The sequence below is a fragment of the Arthrobacter sp. 24S4-2 genome (assembly GCF_005280255.1).
In the GTDB taxonomy this organism is placed as follows: Bacteria; Actinomycetota; Actinomycetes; order Actinomycetales; family Micrococcaceae; genus Arthrobacter.
This window is the reverse complement of sequence record NZ_CP040018.1, coordinates 4,838,251-4,859,183: the sequence shown is the minus strand read 5'-3', so window position 1 is coordinate 4,859,183 and position 20,933 is coordinate 4,838,251. Positions and strand designations below refer to the sequence as shown.

At 65.6% G+C, this 20,933-nt stretch carries 22 protein-coding genes and 1 pseudogene; 12 read left to right on the top strand and 11 right to left on the bottom strand.

Translation table 11 applies throughout. The annotated features are described in order from the left end of the window. Window positions 1-9: 9 nt before the first annotated feature. Both FCN77_RS22535 and FCN77_RS22530 read left to right on the top strand, forming a co-directional pair. Complete coding sequence (locus FCN77_RS22535) at window positions 10-228, top strand: hypothetical protein (RefSeq protein WP_137324071.1); 219 nt, start codon at window positions 10-12, stop codon at window positions 226-228. Between the two features lie 399 nt (window positions 229-627). Continuing rightward, window positions 628-927: a DUF6221 family protein gene (locus tag FCN77_RS22530; RefSeq protein ID WP_137324070.1), complete on the top strand. Its 300-nt coding sequence runs from the start codon at window positions 628-630 to the stop codon at window positions 925-927. A gap of 33 nt (window positions 928-960) precedes the next feature. Here FCN77_RS22530 and FCN77_RS22525 read toward each other — a convergent pair whose 3' ends face one another. Next, on the bottom strand, window positions 961-1,272 hold the full coding sequence (locus FCN77_RS22525; protein WP_137324069.1) for a hypothetical protein: 312 nt from the start codon (window positions 1,270-1,272) through the stop codon (window positions 961-963). A gap of 184 nt (window positions 1,273-1,456) precedes the next feature. On the opposite strand from FCN77_RS22525, the gene FCN77_RS22520 reads away from it, so the two are divergent. Continuing rightward, window positions 1,457-2,053 carry an adenylate kinase gene (locus tag FCN77_RS22520; RefSeq protein WP_137324068.1) on the top strand — a complete coding sequence of 199 codons (597 nt, stop codon included), beginning with the start codon at window positions 1,457-1,459 and terminating at the stop codon, window positions 2,051-2,053. A gap of 100 nt (window positions 2,054-2,153) precedes the next feature. Here FCN77_RS22520 and FCN77_RS22515 read toward each other — a convergent pair whose 3' ends face one another. Then, window positions 2,154-2,726, bottom strand: a complete 573-nt coding sequence (locus FCN77_RS22515; protein ID WP_137324067.1) for an MOSC domain-containing protein — start codon at window positions 2,724-2,726, stop codon at window positions 2,154-2,156. A gap of 159 nt (window positions 2,727-2,885) precedes the next feature. On the opposite strand from FCN77_RS22515, the gene FCN77_RS22510 reads away from it, so the two are divergent. Continuing rightward, window positions 2,886-3,236, top strand: coding sequence for a rhodanese-like domain-containing protein (locus tag FCN77_RS22510; RefSeq protein WP_254679053.1), 351 nt, complete (start codon window positions 2,886-2,888; stop codon window positions 3,234-3,236). A gap of 335 nt (window positions 3,237-3,571) precedes the next feature. On the opposite strand, the gene FCN77_RS22500 is transcribed toward FCN77_RS22510, so the two are convergent. Genes FCN77_RS22500 through FCN77_RS22480 form a run of 5 tightly spaced genes read right to left on the bottom strand, consistent with a single transcriptional unit; the run spans window position 3,572 to window position 8,865 of the window. Further along, a complete protein-coding gene (locus tag FCN77_RS22500) occupies window positions 3,572-4,948 on the bottom strand; it encodes an MFS transporter (protein ID WP_137324066.1) in 1,377 nt (458 codons plus the stop codon). A gap of 34 nt (window positions 4,949-4,982) precedes the next feature. Then, the gene (locus tag FCN77_RS22495; RefSeq protein WP_137324065.1) at window positions 4,983-5,903 is read right to left on the bottom strand and encodes an amidohydrolase family protein; all 921 of its coding nucleotides are present in this window, start codon (window positions 5,901-5,903) and stop codon (window positions 4,983-4,985) included. A 26-nt stretch (window positions 5,904-5,929) separates the two neighbouring features. Beyond that, entirely contained in the window at window positions 5,930-6,613 is a 684-nt protein-coding gene (ligK, locus tag FCN77_RS22490; protein WP_137324064.1) for a 4-carboxy-4-hydroxy-2-oxoadipate aldolase/oxaloacetate decarboxylase, read from the bottom strand. 24 nt (window positions 6,614-6,637) lie between these two features. Then, window positions 6,638-7,663: an amidohydrolase family protein gene (locus tag FCN77_RS22485; protein WP_137324063.1), complete on the bottom strand. Its 1,026-nt coding sequence runs from the start codon at window positions 7,661-7,663 to the stop codon at window positions 6,638-6,640. Further along, the gene (locus FCN77_RS22480) at window positions 7,663-8,865 is read right to left on the bottom strand and encodes a 4-oxalomesaconate tautomerase (RefSeq protein ID WP_254678697.1); all 1,203 of its coding nucleotides are present in this window, start codon (window positions 8,863-8,865) and stop codon (window positions 7,663-7,665) included. Before FCN77_RS22480 ends, FCN77_RS22485 begins: the two co-directional genes overlap by 1 nt. Before the next feature lie 190 nt (window positions 8,866-9,055). Here FCN77_RS22480 and FCN77_RS22475 point away from each other — a divergent pair, with 190 nt between their 5' ends. Further along, window positions 9,056-9,715 (top strand): GntR family transcriptional regulator, encoded by a 660-nt coding sequence (locus tag FCN77_RS22475; RefSeq protein WP_137324062.1) that lies wholly within the window; start codon window positions 9,056-9,058, stop codon window positions 9,713-9,715. Between the two features lie 41 nt (window positions 9,716-9,756). On the opposite strand, the gene FCN77_RS22470 is transcribed toward FCN77_RS22475, so the two are convergent. Continuing rightward, window positions 9,757-10,506, bottom strand: a complete 750-nt coding sequence (locus FCN77_RS22470) for an ABC transporter permease (protein WP_137324061.1) — start codon at window positions 10,504-10,506, stop codon at window positions 9,757-9,759. 28 nt (window positions 10,507-10,534) lie between these two features. Next, window positions 10,535-12,407: pseudogene (locus FCN77_RS22465) on the bottom strand (Na+/H+ antiporter). 171 nt (window positions 12,408-12,578) lie between these two features. Here FCN77_RS22465 and FCN77_RS22460 point away from each other — a divergent pair. The 3 genes from FCN77_RS22460 (at window position 12,579) to FCN77_RS22450 (ending at window position 15,130) form a co-directional block, all read left to right on the top strand. After that, window positions 12,579-13,352, top strand: coding sequence for an oxygenase MpaB family protein (locus FCN77_RS22460; protein WP_137324060.1), 774 nt, complete (start codon window positions 12,579-12,581; stop codon window positions 13,350-13,352). An 80-nt stretch (window positions 13,353-13,432) separates the two neighbouring features. Beyond that, complete coding sequence (locus tag FCN77_RS22455) at window positions 13,433-14,446, top strand: DUF817 domain-containing protein (protein WP_137324059.1); 1,014 nt, start codon at window positions 13,433-13,435, stop codon at window positions 14,444-14,446. A 420-nt stretch (window positions 14,447-14,866) separates the two neighbouring features. Next, window positions 14,867-15,130, top strand: coding sequence for a GlsB/YeaQ/YmgE family stress response membrane protein (locus tag FCN77_RS22450; protein ID WP_137324058.1), 264 nt, complete (start codon window positions 14,867-14,869; stop codon window positions 15,128-15,130). A 97-nt stretch (window positions 15,131-15,227) separates the two neighbouring features. Here FCN77_RS22450 and FCN77_RS22445 read toward each other — a convergent pair whose 3' ends face one another. Continuing rightward, window positions 15,228-16,469: an NYN domain-containing protein gene (locus tag FCN77_RS22445; protein WP_137324057.1), complete on the bottom strand. Its 1,242-nt coding sequence runs from the start codon at window positions 16,467-16,469 to the stop codon at window positions 15,228-15,230. Window positions 16,470-16,621: 152 nt separating this feature from the next. Here FCN77_RS22445 and FCN77_RS22440 point away from each other — a divergent pair, with 152 nt between their 5' ends. The 3 genes from FCN77_RS22440 (at window position 16,622) to FCN77_RS22430 (ending at window position 19,548) form a co-directional block, all read left to right on the top strand. Continuing rightward, a complete protein-coding gene (locus tag FCN77_RS22440) occupies window positions 16,622-17,119 on the top strand; it encodes an N-acetyltransferase (RefSeq protein WP_137324056.1) in 498 nt (165 codons plus the stop codon). Between the two features lie 118 nt (window positions 17,120-17,237). Next, window positions 17,238-18,761 (top strand): aldehyde dehydrogenase family protein, encoded by a 1,524-nt coding sequence (locus FCN77_RS22435; RefSeq protein ID WP_137324055.1) that lies wholly within the window; start codon window positions 17,238-17,240, stop codon window positions 18,759-18,761. A gap of 199 nt (window positions 18,762-18,960) precedes the next feature. After that, window positions 18,961-19,548, top strand: a complete 588-nt coding sequence (locus FCN77_RS22430; RefSeq protein WP_175417465.1) for an adenylate kinase — start codon at window positions 18,961-18,963, stop codon at window positions 19,546-19,548. Window positions 19,549-19,650: 102 nt separating this feature from the next. Here FCN77_RS22430 and FCN77_RS22425 read toward each other — a convergent pair whose 3' ends face one another. Beyond that, a complete protein-coding gene (locus tag FCN77_RS22425; protein WP_368074298.1) occupies window positions 19,651-20,322 on the bottom strand; it encodes an HAD hydrolase-like protein in 672 nt (223 codons plus the stop codon). Window positions 20,323-20,426: 104 nt separating this feature from the next. Between FCN77_RS22425 and FCN77_RS22420 the strand changes: the two genes are divergently transcribed. Beyond that, window positions 20,427-20,909 (top strand): Lrp/AsnC family transcriptional regulator, encoded by a 483-nt coding sequence (locus FCN77_RS22420; protein WP_137324052.1) that lies wholly within the window; start codon window positions 20,427-20,429, stop codon window positions 20,907-20,909. Window positions 20,910-20,933 lie beyond the last annotated feature (24 nt).

Sequence of the window (20,933 nt, the reverse complement as noted above, 5' to 3'; positions counted from 1 at the left end):
GATAGGCCCATGAAGCCGACCAATGAGTCACGCTGGCGCCGGGTGTCATGGAGCGCGCTACCCAGCCGGCAGGCGGTGCGGCTCTCGCAGGATGGGCTCCATATTGGCTATGGCACGGTGGACGGCGCCACACCGGACGGTTCGATCATCTGGTGTGTGCTGGACGGCTGGCGTGAACGTCGAATGTTCCGCAGGGAGGATTATGTGCGGGTCGAGATCGAGGCGTAGCGGGTCAAGGCGTGCCCGCCAATCTGGTGGAACGGCGGGAACGGCGGGAACGGCGGGAACGGCGAAGGCGGGTGCGGGTCTGTCGGCGCTCAGGCAGTGGCTCAAGGCGCTGGTGTCGAAAGTCCGCCGGACTTCGCACCGAAAACGGATGGATCGGGGCTTGCGCCGCGAAACATGGGCGGTCAGTCTGACGGCCCTTGCCCTGATGGCCGTCATCATTTCGCAATCGATGGCGCACGGATAGCGGTTATCCGGAGAGTGATTGCAGTGAATACTGCTTGCCCGGCCCGCTGCTAAACGCAAGCGGACGACGGCGGGAGGTCCCGCCGTCGTTCGCTTGGCGGTATCGCTAGACGGACGGGTTTTCCGGAAATGGTGCCGCCCTTGAAGAATGGGGGCATGACCGACATCATCGCGTTCCTGGAAGCCCGGGTGGCCGAGGACGAGGCAGCCGCGAGAGAGCTAAGGGTAAGCGGAGCAGGTCATCAGGCGGTTCGGACCCGCCTCGATGTTTCGCCGTTCACCCCCGCGCGCGTGCTGGCGGAGTGCGCCGCCAAGCGGAAGATCCTGGAGAACGTTCCGCTGGTTACCGACATACCTTCGCAGATGGGCGGGACCAGTGATTACGTGCTGATGTGCCTCGCCTCGGTGTACAGCTGGCATCCGGAGTATCAGGAAGGCTGGTCTGTCGCCGGTTAGGACCCTGCCCGGCGGTCTCTAACCGGCTGGCCGTCAATGCGGAGCCAGCCTGCCGCCGTGGCCCCTGGGTGGGCGGGGCTCGCCGGGATGCCTGAAGAGCCCGACGATGCCCCTGACCAGGCCGACCGTCGCGACTTTCAACAGGACTGCCGCCACCTGAATTGCCCCTGCCACAAACAGGAGCAAGACAAATGTGATCAGGATCGGCAGCAACAGGAGAATGATCCCGGCAATTGCCGCAAAGTAGATGAGGGCATACTCGGCAATTGTGGTCGGATCCACTGGAATTTCCATGTCGTCCTCTTCACCGTCGGCCTTGTCTGCGTGCTGGCCGGGATAAGGCATTTTTAGCACCATGCTGTCGGCGTAAGTAGGGTCAATCGTCCCGTCCAGTACAGACGATGCAGCCTTGTCGCAACCTTTGAAGTCCTATCATGGGCTGACCAGCCAGTCATACGGCGGGCCGCCTTTTCCAGAGCCTGAAGGCGGCTGCAAACTTCCGGCTACGGCACAACGAAGGGTTACTCGAATGACCAGAATGTTGATTATTGGGCCCCCCGGTTCCGGCAAGGGCACGCAGGCGGAGCGCATTTCGGAGCGCCTCGGCATTGTTGCGATCTCCACAGGTGACATCTTCCGTGCCCATGTGAAGGGCAGCACGCCGCTTGGCATCGAAGCCAAGAAATATATGGACGCCGGTGACTTCGTGCCGGACAGCGTCACCAACGAGATGGTGCGCAGCCGCCTCAGCCAGGACGACGTCGAAAACGGCTTCCTGCTGGACGGATACCCGCGCACCCCCGCCCAGATTGACTACCTGGACGGGGTCCTGGCCGCTCGGGAGCTAAAGCTTGACGTCGTCCTGCAGCTGACCGCCGACGACGAGGAACTCGTATCGCGTCTCTTGGGCCGCGCCAAGGAGCTCGGCCGCAGCGACGACTACGAGGCCGTGATCCGCCACCGGCTGGACCTCTACCACACGCAGACCGAGGACGTGGTGGCCACGTATGCCGAACGCGCACTTCTGGCGCGGGTGGACGGTATCGGCGGTATCGATGAAGTCACCGCCAGGGTAATGGCTGCCATCGACAGCTCAATCACGGACTCGGTCGCCGGCGGACGGTGACACTTGACCGCCTGACAGCAGCGGTGACCGAAGGAAAAACCAAAGCGGACGACGGCGGGCGGTCCCGCCGTCGTCCGCTTCCGTTACGCGCCCGGGGCGGCTAGGGCAGCCGCGACGGCCGCAGCAGCGTGGGCGTGCCGGCACTCCCGGGTTCCAGCGGTACCGGGCTGATCAGCACGGCCGGCCCGCGGTGCAGGACGCCGTCGGAAAGCGCCTGGCACCGCACGCCGCCCCGTCCGCGCATGGCTTTGTGGGCTCCCGGGGCGAGCATCTGGTCCATCCAGGCGCAGGGGTGCGCGGGCCGTCCGGCCTTCAGCCGCACAGTTTCCCCGCGCGATTCCAGCTCGAACTCCTCACCCAGCAGCGGAGCCAGGTGGGCGCCGCGGAGGACCATATTGCGCCGCGTGAGGAGCGGGTCAAAGGGTGCGGCGCCCAGTTCTGCGGCCATGGCCTCGAGCGCCTCGATGGCGAACAAAGTGACAGCCGCGTCCATGTGCGCGGCCTTGCCGAAGAACCGGTCGCCCACGATGCCCTTGCCGGCAACCAACTCCACCCGCTCGGCGTCGGTGGTGGGAACGTCCGCCGCACCCTCGCGGGCGCGGCCGAAGTAGGCGTGCGCCGGCGACACCAGAAGGTGCAGGACCTCGACGTCGTACCTGTAGTTTGCCGTCATGCCTCAAAACTATCGTCCATTGCTGGGGTGGGCACTACGATGGGCAGGGCGCCCACGCTGGATAGGACACGAGTGACTACTGAGCGCACGGCCGCCGGAGCCGGAAACAATAACGCGGCGGCATACTTCCGCGCCAAACTCAGCTTCGAGGTCGACGTCATGGACGTCGCCGAGAACTTCCCCGGCGCAGGATTCGTGCTCGTCGATACCCGAAGGCGCGCCTCCTGGGACCATGGCCACATTCCCGGCGCCGTCCACCTGCCCACCGCCAACATCCCCTCCCGCGCCACTGAACTGATCCCCGCCGGCACCGACGTGGTGGTCTACTCCTGGGGTCCGGGCTGCAACGGCAGCACGTTCGCGGCCCTGGCGTTCGCTGAGCTGGGGTATCCCGTGAGAGAAATGATCGGTGGCATCGAGTACTGGGCCCGGAACGGTCTACCGGTGGAGACGGCCGACGGCGTCCGCCCCGGGACGCCCGACGGACTGGTGACGGCGCACTCGGTGTAGCGACGCGCATATTCCCAAGGGCGAGTTTGCGCGTGGGACTAGGCCGTGACCGCCAGGGCGTCGATCTCCGCGAGCGTCACTTCGTGCGGGAGGTCCACGAACACGGTGGTGCGGCTGGGCAGGTTCATCACTGACGCCACCGTCTACGGCTCACGGGCAACGTGGCCGCTGCAGCTCACCATGGAGTACGTCCGGACCGGGGGCGGGTGGCTCGCCTCGCGCTCGGAAGCGACCACCTGGTAGCTCCGGGACAACCTCGAACAGCAAGCGGACGACGGCGGGAACTTCCCGCCGTCGTCCGCTCTCCTGTGGCTCCGTACTGCCAGTTCCTAGGCCTAGTTCGCTGAGCCTGAAGGCGTCAGGTCCTGTGACTTGGCGGGCGGTGCCAGGCGTGCCTGCCGGGTCTTGGGCCCGAAGAAAGCGAGGATGATCGCGCCGAATAGCCAGGTGCCGGCGATGAAGAAGAAGACACTTTGGTATCCGCTCCCGTTGTACAGGGCTGCGATGATCAGCGGGCCCGCGGCGTTGGAGAGCCGGCCCAGGCCGTAGGAGACGCCGGTCCCCAAGGAGCGGCCGGCGGTGTCGAACAGTTCCGGCGAGTAGGCGTAGGCAAGGGCTGTGTAGCCGCGCTCGAAGAGGTTCACGAGGAACCCGAAAACCACGATCAGGATCGGGTTGAAGGTGAGCCCGTAGAAGAGGCCGCAGATCGCGATGGTGGTGCCGAAGACCACCAGGCACCATTTGCGCTCGAATCGGTCCGTGACCAGGGATGCCAGGTAGGATCCCAGCGGCGCTCCCACGGTAGTCAGCGCCACGTAGAAGATCGAGTTTTCCACGCTGAAGCCTTCCTTGGACAACAGCGTCGGCGCCCAGCTCGAGTACCCGAAGAAGCCAACGGTCTGCGTCACCCACAGAACCGTGAGCAGAAGCGTGGGGCCGAGGTACTTCTTCTGGAGCAGGAGCTTGAACGGCGCTTTGGTCTTGGCCGTTTGAACGGCGGCAACCGGCGCGGCAGGGTCGGCCAGCGGGCCCTTCTCCGCGGCGACCCGGTCCTCGATCTCGGACAGGGCGGCGTCGGCCTTGCCGTACTGGCCCTTGCTCTCGTACCAGCGAGGGGACTCCTTCAGGTACCGGGTGAAGAAAATGAAGACGATGCCAAGCGACCCCCACAGGAACACCAGGCGCCACGACCAGTCGCTGAGCGGAACCACAACGCTGGCGATGAGGTTGGTTACCGGGGTTCCGCAGATTCCGATGACGATGGCGTAGGCCTGGTACTTGCCGCGGACGGCTGCCGGGAAGATCTCGTTGACGTAAATCACGGCTACGACGGTCATGGCCGCGAGGCCGGCCGAGGTCAGGACGCGGAAGACGCCGAGCGAGACGATGTCCCAGGAGAAAACTGCAGCGAAAGAGAAGGCCGAGAACCACAGCGTGGTGATGACCAGTGCCTTCTTGCGGCCCCAACGGTCGGCGAGCCAGCTGGCGATCAGCGAGCCGAAGAACATGCCGACGAAAGACGCGGACGTGACATAGGCGATCTGGTTGATCGAGACGCCCCATAGCTTGATCAGCTTGGGGACGGTGGTGGCGAAGCTGTTGATGTCGGCGAATTCGAAGAAATACGCGAAGGACACGGCGACGAGGGTGATTTTATGGAACTTGGAGATGGGAAGCCGGTCGAGCCGGTTTGCCGCATTGGAGTGCATCATTGGAGTCCTCTGGGGAAGCTGGGTGTGGAAGGGGCTAGGCGTCTTCGCCGGGCCAGTAGAGCCGCATCGGATTGGCGACAAGGAGCTTGTGCTGTTGCTCGGTGGTCACGGCCACCTGCGGTATGTAATCGACCAGGAGCCCGTCATCAGGCATGTGGTCCGTGAGATTGGGGTGGGGCCAGTCGGTGCCCCACAGCACCCTGTCCGGGAACTCCTCGACGGCACGGCGTCCGAAGGGCACTGCGTCAATGTACGCCTTTTGCTCGCCGTCGAGGGCGGCGGGGCCGCTGACGCTGAGCCGCTCCGGGCAGCTGACTTTGACCCAGACGTCATTCCTGTCAACAAAACGCAGGAAGCGGCTGAACTCGGGACCGTCGGCGGGCTTGGTGACATCGGGCCGTCCCAAATGGTCAACCACCAAGGGTGTCGGAAGGGAACCGAAGAATCCTTCCAGGTCTTCCAGGTCGGCGCCCTCGAAGTAGATGACGACGTGCCAGCCCAAGGGAGCGATCCGCTTCGCAATGGCGGCGAGGTGGTCCTGCGGGGCGGCGCTGACCAGGCGTTTGAGGAAGTTGAACCGCACGCCCCGCACGCCGGCCTCATCCAGCCGGCGAAGCTCGGAGTCTGTCACGTCCGGACGGACCGTGGCGACGCCGCGGGCCCGGCCGCCGGAGGCCCGGACCGCATCCACCATCGCACTGTTGTCAGCACCGTGGCATGTTGCCTGCACGATGACGTTGCGGCTGACTCCGAGGTGGTCCCGCAGTGCGAAGAGCTGGTCCTTGCCGGCGTCTCCGGGCGTGTACTTGCGCTCCGGGGCGAAGGGGAACTCGGCCCCGGGACCGAAGACATGGCAGTGGGCGTCCACCGTCCCCTGCGGGAGGGTGAATCGGGGAGTGGACGGGTTGCGGTACCAGTCCAGCCAGCCGGGCGATGTGGTAAATAGGGCGCTCATGGGGTCTCCTTTGACCAGACTACTCATTAGTCGATGTACCGCAGGCCGGCAGCTTCGAGCGGCTGGCGCATGGAGTAGATGTCGAGGCCGAGCTCGCCGGCTGCGAACCGCAGGCGCTTGCCCTCTTCGTTGGCTTCGCGTTGCCGGGCAGCTTCGGCTACTTCGCCAGCGCGCCCGGCGGGGACAACAACGACGCCGTCGATGTCGGCAATCACCACGTCGCCGGGGTTGACCAGCGCGTTGGCGCAGACCACCGGGACGTTGACCGATCCGACAGTTGCTTTGATGGTGCCCTTGGAGTTGATGGCCCTGCTGAAGACGGGAAAGTCCATCTCCCGCAGCCCGTCAACGTCGCGGCAGCCGCCGTCGATGACCAGTCCCACCCCGCCCTGTGCGCGGACGGAGGTGGCCAGCAGGTCGCCGAAGAACCCGTCCTCGCATTCGGTGGTGCACGCAGCGACGAGGACGTCGCCGGGCTGAACCTGTTCGGCTGCCACGTGCAGCATCCAGTTGTCACCGGGCTGAAGCAGGACCGTCACTGCGGTGCCGCAAAGCTTGGCCGTGGGGTAGACGGGGCGGATGTACGGGCGCATCAGGCCGAGGCGTCCCATGGCTTCATGGATGGTGCTTACACCGAATGCTGCCAGCGCATCAACGTCCGCGCGGGAGGCGCGGTTGATATTTCGGTGTACGACTCCGAGTTCCTGCATGGATGTGTGCTCCTAGTGAGTGGTTTAGCGGCCCTGTTGCTTGAGGCGGGCGTTCAATCGCGGGTAGACGGTGCGGGCGTTGTGTTCCTGGACCGCGGCCAGGTCAGCCTCGTTCAGGCCGGCGTTTTCGACATACCGGGCGGTATCGTCGAAATTGTGGCCTGTGCAGGGGTCGATGTCCCTGACGGCGCCGATCATCTCGGACGCGAACAGGATGTTCCGGGTGGGCACGACATCCAGCAGGAGGTCGATTCCCGGTTGGTGGTAGACGCAGGTGTCGAAGAAGACATTGCCCAGCAGGTGCTCCTCCGGGGCTGGCTTTTTCAATGCCATGGCCAGGCCGCGGAAACGCCCCCAGTGATACGGCACGGCGCCCCCGCCATGCGGGATGACCAGTTTCAGCGTGGGGAAGTCCGCGAACAGGTCCCCCTGCAGCAGCTGCATAAAGGCGGTGGTGTCGGCGTTCAGGTAGTGCGCACCCGTGGTGTGGAAGGCCGGATTGATGCTGGTGCTGACGTGGACCATGGCCGGAATGTCGTACTCGACCATCTTTTCGTAGATCGGGTACCAGGAGCTGTCGGTGAGCGGCGGCGCCGTCCAGTGGCCGCCGGACGGGTCGGGGTTCAGGTTCAGCGCGACGGCGCCGTACTCCTCCACGCATCGCGTGAGTTCGGGGATGCAGGTGGCGGGGTCGACGCCGGGGGACTGCGGAAGCATCGCGGCCGGCACGAAACGCTCGGGGTAGAGTTCGCTGACCCGGAAGCAGAGTTCGTTGCAGATTGCAGCCCACTCTGCGGAGGTTTCGAAGGCGCCGACGTGATGGGCCATGAACGAGGCACGCGGGGAGAAGATTGTCACGTCGATGCCGCGCTCGTCCATGAGGCGCAGCTGGTTCGCTTCGATGCTCTCCTGAAGTTGGGCATCCGTAATCTTCAGGTCCGCCCGGACAGGTGCTTCGGCCGGGTTTTCGAGCCCGGCGATCTGTTGGCTCCGCCAGTGCCCCAGTTCTGCGGGGGCCGTGGTGAAGTGGCCATGGCAATCGATGATCATTACTGCTTCTCCTCAAGAGGGACCGCGGCTGTTATTGCACTCGAGTGCAAAGCGCGGCGGGGGACAAAGACATCGCCGGCCATGATGAGCCGGGCCGTGCGCAGCAGCGCAGACTTGATGACGTGCTGGGGGTTACCGGGGTCCAGACCCAGTTCAATGCTGAATTCCCCGGCCGGGTGCTCCACGGACACCCGGATGTCGGTGCCGGAATCAACCTTCGCGAGGCCGTGGGCGACAGTTCCCTCGATCACGCAGGCTGTTGCCGCTGTGACCGCCGCAAGGACGCCGATGGAATCGTGGCAGACGTGCGGGATGAAGCTGCGCGTGTTGATGGCGCCGCCCTGGGCCGGCGGCGAAACGAGCGTCATCTTGGGGTAGTTCCTGGCTGTCACGTCACCGAGGCCCATCAGTTCTCCGCAGGCGAGGCGCAGAACCTCCAGACGGGACTTGAGCTCCTGGTCCTCGTTGAGTGCCGCCGTCGACTCATAGCCGGTGCGGCCGAGTGCGGCCGCGGCGATGATCACCAGCGGCTGGCCGTTGTCGATACATGTCACCTCCACCGCTCCGATGCCGGCCACGTCCACGCGGTCACGGACGTTGCCCGTGGGCAGGAGCGAGCTGCAGACCGAGCCGGCCGTGTCCAGGAAGTTGATGGCGATCGGGGCAGCAGTTCCGGGTACGCCGTCAATGCAGGCAGCGCCGGTGTACTCCACGTACCGTCCTGCCCCGCCGTCGGGCGTAGGCACGGTGATCTCGGCAACCAGGCCAGTGTTGAGCGTGAGGACCCGGGCCGTTGTGGTGTCACCCCGGGCAGTGATGAGGCCAGCCTCCAGGGCGAAGGGCACTACCGCCGCGAGCATGTTTCCGCAGTTGGGCGTCAGGTCGACGATGTTGCTGTCCGGCTGCAGCTGGGCAAACCGGAATTCCAGATCCGCGTCGTCACGGTCACTAACGGAGACGATCCCGGCCTTGCTGGTCAGTGGAACGGCGCCTCCCAAGCCGTCGATTTGGCGGGGGTCCGGGGATCCCAGCGCTGCCAGCAGTACGGCGTCGCGGGAAGCCTGATCCTCCGGCAGATCGTCGGACCGGAAAAACGGCCCCCGCGAGGTGCCTCCCCGCATAAACCAGCACGGAATCGCGGTCTGGCCGCCCTGGACACGCGGGCGGTCCGTCTCCGTTCCCTGGATGGTCGCTAGAACCACGGTGTTCGCTCCCTTGATAGTGATGCAATACACACCACGATAACCGTTGACGAAATTGTTAGCAATATCGTCAGCAAACTTTTTTACCGCGTTCCGGCCGGCCGCGAACGCAGGTTTCAGGAAGCGCGCTGACAAAATTGTTTACAATGCAAGGAGGAGTGTTACCCGGATGGGTTCTGAAAGGGGCAGCATGACAACCGTTGACGAGAGCGTCGGAGGAGCCCTTTCGGCCCCCGAGCTGGTTGATACTTTGCGCACCGCGATCATCAGGGGCGAACTCGTGCCGAAGCAGCGGCTCGTGGAAGCCGACCTGGCGGCCGAGTATGGGGCCAGCAGGGGCAACGTCCGCGTCGCTTTGTCCGAGCTGAGCGTCGAAGGCCTTGTGGAACGTGTCCAGAACCGCGGTGCGCGAGTGAGGGCCGTTTCAGTTGATGAGGCGCTCGAGATCACCGAAGTGCGCGCCGCACTCGAGGCACTGTGCGCCCGGAAGGCGGCCGAGAGGATATCCGACGCTGAATCGGATGAACTCAGGGGGCTCGCCAGGGAGATGGAGGAGGCGGTGGACCGCGGCGACCGGGAGTCATACTCGCTGTGCAATCAGCGCCTCCACGCCAAGATCATTGCCGTGAGTGCACAGAAGACTGCCGCGGCGACAATTCAACGGTTGCGCGGCCAGGCCGTGCGCTTTCAGTTCCAGCTGGCGCGCCAGCCCGGACGCCCCACCGTTTCCCTCCCGCAGCACCTGGCCATTATCGACGCCGTGTGCCGGCACGACCCGGACGGGGCAGCCGAGGCAATGCGGCAGCATCTGGAAAGCGTCGCAGAGGCTATCCGCGCCACCAATAGCTGATGACCGGCTGTTGTCCGCGATGGGTCAGCTTACCTGGCGGCTCAGCGCGGCCGGTCGGGCCGAACGCGGACGGGCGCCAGGGCGGCGACGGTGATGACGGCGGTGATGGAGCCTGCGGCCATGATCGCGGCCAGGACAATGATCTGGAAGCGCCCGGCCTCCAACGGCGAGATGCCTCCGAAGATGGCGCCCACGAAGGCCCCCGGCAAGGTGACCAGCCCCGTCGTCTTGGTCTGGTCGGTGCTGGGGATCAGGGCCGAGTACACCGCACCCCGGGCCAGTTCCAGGGTTGACTGCCGCGGCGTTGCGCCGAGGGCGAGCCAGCCCTCCACTTCTTCCCAGCGGGCATTGACGGATTCCGCAAACCGCCGCCCGCCCAGCGTGGCGATGGTCATGGCGTTGCCGATGACTATGCCGCCGATCGCCAGGGCATAACGCGGCGTGAACGGGATGGCACCCGTCGCGAAAATGATGGCCAGGGTGGCAGCGATGCCCGCGGCCATCGACGCACTGACGAGTCCCAGATGGGTCCAGCTCCAGCCGATTCGCCGGGCTGCAGTCGCCGCGGCAACGGTGAACATGACCAGCAGCGCCACAGCGACGAACACCGGGTTGGTGATGACGCCGCTCAGAATGAAGCTGATCAGGGCAAGCTGCACCGCTCCGCGCAAGATGGCCAGCGCGGGTGCAGTACTGTGCGGTGCTTTGAACCCCCGGAGAGCCGCCACCGTCAGGGCCACGAGGAGGGCGACGCAGAGCAGCGTGGGAACGAACGCGCCCAACTCGGTCATGCTGCCAGCCTAGCGGCGGTATCCCCGGTCAACCCAGCAGGTCGTCCTCGTAGCACCAGCGCCAGCTTTCGCCGGGTTCGATGCTCCGCATCACCGGATGGCCCGTCGAGCCGAAATGGCGGGAGGCGTGGTTCCCCGGGGAGGAATCGCAGCAGCCCACGTTTCCACAGGCCAGGCACATCCTGAGGTGTACCGTCGTCGTCCCTTCCAGTGCGCAGTCCGCGCAGTAGGCGTCCGGCGGGACCTGCGGGTCCGGCGCGGACTCCAGGTGGCCGCATACCCCGCCCGGCCTCGCGAGGCCCTCCCCGCCGCCCCGCCGGAGGCGTCAAGCTCCTCCAGTGAGACGTCGAGCATCGATTCCTCGACGTCCAGCCGGTCCAGGACTTCACTGAGGACCTCGTGGGCGTACTCGCCGCCGCGCCGCAGTTCCAGCACTTTGGCCCGCTCAGCTTCCAGCATGGCGAGCCGCAGCTGGGCGTAACGCTGGCTGGGGGTTGCCGCTTCCGACGTCGGCCGGCCCAGCCGTTCCCACGCCGCCAGCCCACGCTCCTGGGTGCGCCGCTTCAGCATGGCCATGACTTCCGGCGGGTCCGTGTCAATGCGCAGTTCCTGCAGGCGCTCCACGCCGGCGGCGGTGGCCAGCTGCATGAGGGAGGCCTGGTTCAAGGCGTCCTCGCGCGGGTCCGGGCCACGGAGCCGCAGGAGCCGGACCAAAGGGGCAGGGTGAACCCCTGCAGTGTGAGCGTCCCGGCAACCACCACCATGGCGGCCAGGATCAGCACCGAACGGTGCTCCAGTTCCGCGGGCAGCACAAGTACGGCGGCCAGGGTCACCACGCCGCGCATACCCGCCCAGGACACAATCGCGGCGAACTGCCACGGCGGCGCCGGATCGTTGCGCCGCACAGCCGGGATCAGGCGGGGCAGGTAGGTCGCGGGGAACACCCAGACCGGCCGGAGCAGCATCACCGCCAGCAGGATGATTGCGCAGCCCGTCCAGATGCGGGCCGCGCCCAGTGAGTCATCCTGGACACCGTCGATGATGGTCCGGACCTGCAGGCCGATCAGCAGGAAGACCGAATTCTCCAGCAGGAACTGTACAGTGTTCCAGTTGCTGCGCTGGCTCAGCCGCGCGGCACCGTTGGGCATGGAGGGTGCCTTGGTGCCCATCACCAGCCCGGTAACGACGACGGCGAGAACACCGGAGGCGTGGATCGCCTCAGCCGGGAGGTAGGCGACAAACGGCGCCATCAGCGAGGTCGAGGTATTGATGGCGACATTCCGGATCCGTTTGCGGAGCTGTGTCAGTACGTAGGCCGCTGCCAGGCCGACCACCAGGCCGCCTCCGGCCGCGAGCAGGAATCCGCCGGCGATTCCTGCGGCGGACACGGACCCGGCGATGGCCGCGATCGCGGCGCGGAGGCAGACCAGGGCGGTGGCGTCGTTTACCAGGGACTCGCCCTCGAGGATGGTGACAATCCGGCGCGGCATCCCCACCTTCCGCGCGATGGCCGTTGCGGCCACCGCATCCGGCGGCGCCACCACGGCACCAAGGGCGATGGCGGCGGCCAGCGGGATCTCCGGGAAAAGCCACCAGACCACGTAGCCCACGGTGATGGTGCCGAAAATGACGTAGCCAACCGAGAGCAGCCCAATGGCGCGACGGTTGGAGCCGATGTCGAACAGCGATGTCCGCAGCGCGGCGGCGTAAAGGAGCGGCGGCAGCAGGCCCACGAGGACCAGTTCCGGGTTGAGCTCGATCGGCGGAACGAACGGGAGGAAAGAACCGGCGACGCCGGCCAGCACCAGCAGCAGCGGCACCGAAACATTAAGCTTCCTGCCCAGTGCACTGCCGGCACAGACCACCGCCACGAGAACAAGCAGTCCCAGTGCGACTTCCATTCAGCCATTCTTGCAGGCGGGGGAACCATGGACCCGGCCGCGTTTAACGAATCGGGCTCCCATCTCCCGAAGTACTCGCCTACGGCCCGTAGATGATACCGCCGGTGAGCGAACCAGCCGGTGGGGGGACGCCGGCGTCGTACGTTCTTGGCCATTCCGGTAGATTGTGGGATGGTGCGTGGCCTTGCCGATATGGGAGCGGAGAGCGTTCTGCTCGCGGGTGCAGGACGCGCCATTCTGCTGCAGATCGCGAACCCTGCCGTGGGTCATGGCGTGGCAGAGCACAGCAACTTCGCCGAGCGTCCGCTGGACCGGCTCCGCGCCACCATGACCTATGTGTACGCCGTGGTGTACGGAACCGAGGACCAGCTGGTAGCGGTGCGGCGCAGCGTGAACCGCGCCCATGCGCCGGTTCGCCGGAAGCCCGACGCCGGTTCCCGGGGATACAGCGCCTTCGACGCACAGTCGCAGCTGTGGGTTCTGGCCACCCTGTACGACACCGCGATCACCGTCTACGAAAAAATCTACGGGCCGCTGGACGACGAAGCTGCAGATCTCATTTATCGCGACTACGCGAGAATCGGGACGGCCCTGCAGCTGCCAGCCGAGCTGTGGCCGGCCGACCGCAAGGCCTTCGCCGTTTACTGGGACGGGTGCCTGCAGGCGCTGAAGGCCGACGACGTCAGCGTCCGCGTGGCCCGCGAGCTGCTGCATCCGCCGGATCCGCAGCTTTGGCAGCGCCTGGCCATGCCGCTGGCCCGCTTCCTCACCGCGGGCCTCCTGCCCGACCAGCTTCGGGACAGCTTCGGACTGCCGTGGAGTGAACGCCACGGCCGCCTGTTCAACCGCACCATGCGGTGGTCCGCGGCGGTTTATCCGCGGCTGCCGCAGCGGGTCCGCCATTCGTTCAAGAACTACTGCCTCGGCCAGCTGAAGACTGCCTAGGGTCAGCCACGCAGGGTCCGGACCGGAAGTCCGGCAAGAAGAAATCACAATGCCACTCGTGGCGGGGGAACGGGGTACCAGTGCGGAGTTTCACTTCCGTAGAGCAATTCATCGATGAGCGGGCGCGCCGGTTCCTGCAACGGGCCCCGGCCGGCGGCGTCCGGTCAGGATCCACCGAGTTTGTGGTCTTCGGCCTCAAACAGGGCTGGGCATGCATCTTTGGCGCCGCGCTCCTCGCCGTGATCCTGGCGGCGCGCCTCTGGTATCCGGACGACGCCGGGCTGGCCAGGAACGATTTCCTGACCCTCGCCGCCGTCGTGATCCAGGTCCTGATGGTGACCACACGGCTGGAGACCCTGCGCGAGCTGCGGGTGATTGTGCTGTTCCACCTGGTGGGGACCGTGATGGAGCTGTTCAAGACCGACGTGGGGTCCTGGTCCTATGAGGCCGAGGGTTTTTTGCGGATAGGTGCAGTCCCGCTCTTCAGCGGATTCATGTACGCGGCGGTCGGTTCGTACATGGTGCGCGTCTACCGGCTCTTCGACCTGCGCTTCGCCCGGTACCCGCGGCGGTGGATCACCGCGCTCGTGGCAGCGGCCATCTATGCGAACTTCTTCACCCACCACTACATCGCCGACCTCCGGTGGTTGCTGCTGGCCGCCGTCCTGATCGTCTACGGGCGGTGCGTGATGCATTTCCGCGTGTTCCGCAGGAAGTTCCGGATGCCACTGGTCCTGTCGTTCCTGCTGGTGGCGCTGTTCATCTGGATTGCCGAGAACATCGCCACCTGGTCCGGGGCCTGGCTCTACCCAAGCCAGGTGAACGGCTGGCAGATGGTCTCACCCGACAAGCTGGTCTCCTGGTTCCTGCTGATGATCATCTCCGTGGTGCTGGTCGCATGGGTCTACAAGCCGCAGCGGCCGGAGGCGGACGAGGAGTCCGAGGCGTCTGCGAAGATCAGCCGTGAAGCGTCCGATGCACTACCTGCCGGCCCTCTCAAGAACCTGCTGGATGATGACGGCAGCGGCGTCGACGGCGGCTTGGACGTCGTTCTCCCCGAGCGGCCTCCACTTCGCGGGGGAAACCTCCACTGAGCACTGGCGCCTCCGGGCGCCGAGCCGGGCATACCAGTGGCCGGGTTCCCCTGCGATCTGGTAGCTGAAGGTGTAGCTGCTTTCGGCGTCGAGCTTCACGTCCAGGGGCTTCACAGGCGCCAGGGCGAGCGCCCCATCGGGCCGGCCCGCCGGGGACTGCGCCCGAAAGGACTTGGCACCGCACGGCGTCCCGCTAGTTCCCCGGCGCGCGTAGTCCGTGACGGCCATGCACGAGTGCGGCCGAATATTCGGGTGGCAGCCACTCGTGACGGGCCCCAAAAGAATCCCTAAACTCCACTCACCGGCAGGTGCCGGCAACCCGGACCGCGGAGGGCAGCAGGCAATGGGCTTGACCCGCCCAGCACGAATTCCTGCTCCTGTCGCAGCTAAGCGGTTCTTTCATTCGGAAGGAAGCTCGTCATGGGATTTCTCGGATTTCTCCTGCTCGGCCTGATCGCGGGGGCTATCGCAAAGGCCATACTTCCCGGAAGGCAGGGCGGTGGCTGGGTGGTCACGCTGGTTTTGGGTGTGGTCGGCGCCATCCTTGGCGGATGGATCGGTTCGCTGGTCTTCGGCGGCGGCCTCGCTGACTTCTTCGATCTCAGGACCTGGCTGCTGGCTATTTTGGGCGCCGTGATCGTGTTGGCGATTTTCGGCGCCGTCACGCGTCGAAGCAGGGCCTGACCCCGGTCCGTGGGCCGCAAACCGAAGAAGACCGAGACAGACGACGGTGGCTCCTCCCCGCCGTCGTCCTCCCAGCGACTGCTATCCCGGCAGGGAACTAGGCCTCCACGAAGCCTCCGCTGGCCCATCGCCGTAGCGCCAGCCGCTCGGCGTCGTCGAATTCCATCAGCGCCACGCGGCAGAGTTCTTCCACGTCGTCGGTCCAGGCCGCCGCCAGCTCTTCCGCCGTTGCAGTGTCCGTGAGCTGGAAATCGACGTATCCCAGGCCCTGCAGGACAAAGTTCACGGCCCCGCGGGACACCGGCTGACCCGCGGTGACACAGTCATCCCGGACAAGTTTTGCCAGCTCGCTGCGGTTGGCCGGCTGCTCACGGAGCCTGGCCGCCATGGCCAGAAACAGCTGCCGGAACTGGGCTGCGGACAGTGCGGGCACATCGGTGACTCGCGCGACCCGTTCCTCAATGCCGGACTCGACATCGGCTTCGTTGGGCAGGTCCTCGATGGAAAACCTCTGCGCATCCCAGACCCACCCGCCACGCGATGCGGAGTACTCGACCCCCTGGCCGATCTGGGCCACCCAGGTCCCGAACTTTCCGCAGCCGCCCCAGTCTGTCTTCAGGGAGGGATCCACCGTGAGTGCCCGGTGGGCAACCATCGCACCGACAACGGGACCCGGTGCCGTCCTGACGAAGTCGCAGACCTCCTTGACCGCCGCGGAGGCAGTCTTCGGCCTGGCCTTCTCCTTGGGGGCCCCCTCTGCGCGTGGCGGCTGGACAGAGGCCACCGCGTGGATTGGCTCCACGGTGGTGCCGTTGAGGATCGCCACAAAGTCGTGGGACTCCACCACGTTGTCCGCCATCTCACGGTAAGCGAAGGCCACGGCGCCGGCGGCGATCACCGTGGTCATCTTGTCAGCGGCCCGGAAGCGCTGGATGAGTGAGGTGAAGTCCGCGTCCGCCGACGCGATGAAGAACTCGTCGATGCCGCCGCTCCCGGACAGTGTGTCCATCGCGTCCAGCACAAGGTTGATATCGGTGCTGCTTTTGCCGCGCTGAGTCAGCGACGGGCAGTCGATCACCCGAAAGCCCGCACGGGTCCAGTAGGTCCGGTACTTCGAGTACACCACCGGGTTGAGGTAGCAGTTGCGGATCAGGAAGCGCCGGGAGCTCTCGCCCGAGCCCGCGCCGGACAACGCGTCCGCCCAGTGTTTGGGGTCTTCCGCGAACCGTTTCGCCGCCGCCGGATCGAGGGCCTGCAGGCCGGTGTAGACGTTGTCGAAGTCGACAAACATGGCGGCCCGGATGCCGGGCCGGCGGGAGGGGGAGCGCGCCTCTTTCATTGGCTCAGTGTGCCAGTAACTGGGCGAACGTGGTGAGGTTTTTCCGGGACACACCGTCAAGAGCGGACGACGGCGGGAGGTCCCGCCGTCGTCCGCAACGGAAAGGATGACGTTTCCGGGGCATCCGCAAAGACCCGTGCGAGACTTTCACGATGAAGTCATCTGAAGCGGGGCCGGCGGCCGCCGCGGCAGGATGGGCCATCAGGGCCGCCGAGCCCACCGACCTGCCCATGCTGTACAGGTCCGAGCTGCAGTACATGCGGGAGATCGAGAGCGACCAGCTGGAGCGCTGGATGCAGGCGATTGACCGGAACCTGGAGCTCTGGACGGCCAACCTGCCCCGGGCCCGGGTTGCCGAGGCGGACGGCGTCCCGGCCGGCATCATGCTGTGGATGCCGCTGCCGGATGATGCGGCGGTTCTGGTCACGATTCACGTGCTTCCCGAATTCCGCCGGCAGGGGTTCGGCTGGCTGCTGCTGGAGCAGTTCATCAGTGACGCTTTGTCCGCCGGCACCAGGACGCTCACGCTTGGCGTTCACCTCAACAACCCCGCCCGTGCCTTGTACGAACAGGCCGGTTTCGTGCGCACCCATGACGAGGACAGCTACCTCTACTACGCCCTGCCGGGAGCTCCGGTACCGCCGGACTGACCTCGCGCAGCGGCGCTATAGGAAGCAGGCTTCAGGCGCCCAATGCAGCCTGGTCGCAACCTTTGAACCTCTAGCATGGGGGCCAGGACGAAGACGTCTGTTTTCCAGAGGAGTGACCATGACTGTTTATGTACAGCCCGGCCAAGAAGGATCCAAGGTCCAGTTCAAGGACCGCTACGAAAACTGGATCGGCGGAGAATGGGTGGCTCCAACTACCGGCCAATACATCGAGAACGTCTCCCCGGTGAACGGAAAGCAATTTACCGAGGTGGCCCGCGGCGCTGCTGCGGACGTTGAGCTCGCACTCGATGCCGCGCACAAGGCCGCACCGGCGTGGGGCAAGGCTTCGGCCACCGAGCGCGCCGCCGTGCTGAACAAGATCGCCGACCGGATCGACGCGAACCTGGAACTGTTGGCGGTCGCTGAAACCTGGGACAACGGCAAGCCCATCCGCGAAACCTTGAATGCGGACATTCCGCTGGCGGCTGACCACTTCCGGTACTTCGCCTCCGCCATCCGGGCCCAGGAAGGCCGGCTCTCCCAGCTGGACGACGACACCACGGCCTACCACTTCCACGAACCCCTTGGCGTGGTGGGCCAGATCATCCCGTGGAACTTCCCCATCCTGATGGCCGTCTGGAAGATGGCCCCGGCCCTGGCGGCCGGCAACGCGGTGGTCCTCAAGCCGGCTTCGAACACTCCGGCCTCCATCCTGGTCCTGGCGGAACTCATCGCGGACCTGCTGCCAGCGGGCCTGCTGAATATCGTCAACGGCTTCGGCGCGGAAGTGGGAAAGCCGCTGGCCTCCAGCCCGCGGATCCGCAAGATCGCCTTCACCGGCGAGACCTCCACCGGGCGCCTGATCAGCCAGTACGCCAGCCAGAACCTGATCCCTGTCACGCTGGAGCTCGGCGGCAAGAGCCCGAACATCTTCTTCAACGACGTCGCCGCATCCAACGACGCCTTCTACGACAAGGCGCTGGAGGGCTTCACCCTGTATGCCTTCAACCAGGGCGAAGTCTGCAGCAGCCCGTCCCGCGCCCTCGTCCAGGACGGTATCTATGACTCCTTCATGGCTGACGCCGTGGCCAGGACGCAGAAGATCATCCAGGGCAACCCGCTGGACACTAACACCCAGATCGGCGCCCAGGCGTCGGTGGGCCAGATGGAGAAGATCCTCTCCTACATCGACATCGGACTCGAAGAGGGCGCCAAAATCCTGGCCGGCGGTGCACCGACGGAGCTTGACGGGGACCTGGCCGGCGGTTTCTACGTCCAGCCCACCATCTTCGAGGGTGACAACAGGATGCGGATCTTCCAGGAGGAGATCTTCGGCCCCGTGGTCTCCGTGGCACGCTTCACGGACTACAACAACGCCATCAGCATCGCCAACGACACCCTCTACGGACTCGGTGCCGGCGTCTGGTCGCGCAACGGCAACGTCGCCTACCGTGCCGGCCGCGAGATCCAGGCCGGCCGTGTGTGGGTCAACAACTACCACGCCTACCCTGCTGGCGCTGCCTTCGGCGGGTACAAGGCCTCCGGAATCGGACGTGAAAACCACGCCATGATGCTGGACCACTACCAGCAGACCAAGAACCTCCTGGTCAGCCACACCGAGAACAAGCTCGGCTTCTTCTAAGCCTGAGCACCAACTCAGGCTCGTCGGGAATGCCACCGCATGACCGCCTACTGCACCATAACTACCGTTAGCTGCATAAAGAGCCAGTGGACGGCGGCGGGACCTCCCGCCGTCGTACGCTGCTGTCAGGCACCGATGCAGCCTGGTCGCAACTGACACGAAGCAGCGGCATAATGAAGGGTTTATTTGAATGACGAGAATGTTGATTATTGGCCCGCCCGGTTCCGGCAAAGGCACGCAGGCGGAGCGCGTTTCGGAGCGCCTCGGCGTCGTTGCGATCTCCACGGGTGATATCTTCCGCGCCAATGTGAAGGGCGGGACGCCCCTTGGCGTCGAGGCCAAGAAGTACATGGACGCCGGGGACTTCGTCCCGGACAGCGTCACCAACAAGATGGTGCGCAGCCGCCTCAGCGAGGACGACGTCGAAAACGGCTTCCTGCTGGACGGTTACCCCCGCACCACGGCACAGGTCGATTATCTGGACGGGGTCCTGGCCAGGGACGGGCAACAGTTGGACGTGGTCCTGCAACTGACCGCCGACGACGACGAACTGGTCCACCGTCTCCTGGGCCGCGCCAAGGAAACCGGCCGCAGCGACGACAACGAAGCCGTCATCCGCCACCGGCTGGACCTCTACCACGAGCAGACCGAAGCCGTGGTGGCGAAGTATGCCGAACGCGGCATCCTGACCCAGGTTGACGGCATCGGCGGCATCGATGAAGTGACCGACAGGGTAATGGGCGCCATCGAAAACCCAAGCAGGGTCTCCATCGCCAGCGGCAGGTGATCCTGGGCCACGTGAACACCGTGGTGACCAAGAGCTAACAGCCGGAGGACGACGGCGGGACTTCCCGCCGTCGTCCTCCGCTTCTGTTACCGGGCTGCTGCGCTACCGGCCGGCGCGGAGCAGCCCCGCAAGGACCTCGGGTGTCTGGGCAACAGCCGCGGCCTCAGCGGCTTCCGATGGGTCTCCGTATCCCCAGGACACAAAGATCGTAGGGATCCCGTGGACGGCCGCGCCGGCAATGTCGTAGCTCCGGTCGCCCACCATGACCGGGCTGGTAATGTCCACGCCCTGCGCCTTGAGCCGCGCCAGCGATTCGGCTATGACGTCTTCCTTGGAGGCCCTTCCGGCTGCGTCGGACGCGCCGCAGATATCGGCGAAGTGACGGTCAATCCCGAATGTGCCCGCCAGCCGGACCGCCTGATCCTCCACTTTGGACGTTGCCACCGCCATCGGACACTGCACCGAACCCAACTGGTTCAAGAGGCCGTCAATACCGTCAAAAAGGCTGGATTGCCCGGCCCCTGTTTCGGCGTAGGCAGCGCGGTAGTGCCGGAGCGCTTCCCGGGCGGTTGCTGCGTCCAGGCCTGCGCTGTGCCGAAATGACTCGTACATGGGCGGGCCGACATACTTGAGCAGGTCCCGGTGCGGAGGGACCGGCGCATTCACGGCTTTGAGCGCCCGGGCAGCGCTGTCCATCACCCCCGGCGCGGAGTCCAGGAGCGTCCCGTCCATGTCGAACAGAATGCAGGTGATGGCGGCGGGTGCCTGATTCAACAGGAGTGGACGTATCATTTCTGCGGAGCCTTTCTGGCTACGGTTTCGGAGCGCACACAGTCCAGGGGGCAGTGGCGCGCCGATGATTGCGGCGGAGGGTAGGGATGGACGGGACGGGTTTGGATCACATCGACCAGAAGATCCTTGCGGAGCTCACAAAGAACGCCCGGGTGTCCCATGCCGAGTTGGCCAGCCGCGTGCTCCTGTCCAGGAATGCCGTGCGGCAGCGTGTAGACCGCCTGGAGCGGCAGGGCTACATCCAGGGCTACACGATCGTGGCGGGCAGTGTGGGCCAGAGCATGGTTTCCGCCTTCCTCATGATTTACCGCAAGGACCGCATGCGTGGTGCGGATGTCCTGGCCGCGTTGCGGACCATTCCCGAAGTGGTCCTCTGTGATGTCCTCAGCGGCGACTTTGACCTGCTGGTGAGGCTGGAGGCGCGCTCGCTGGACAGGGTCCAGGAGATCTGGGAGCAGATCGCGGCCCTCCCCGGCGTGGCCGACACCGTGACCGCGCTGACCCTGTCCAACGTCATCCGACGGCGGGGAGACGGTGGGGAGCCGACGGGCACGGCGCAGACGGGCTAGCAGCCGGGCTCCAGGCCCTGCCGC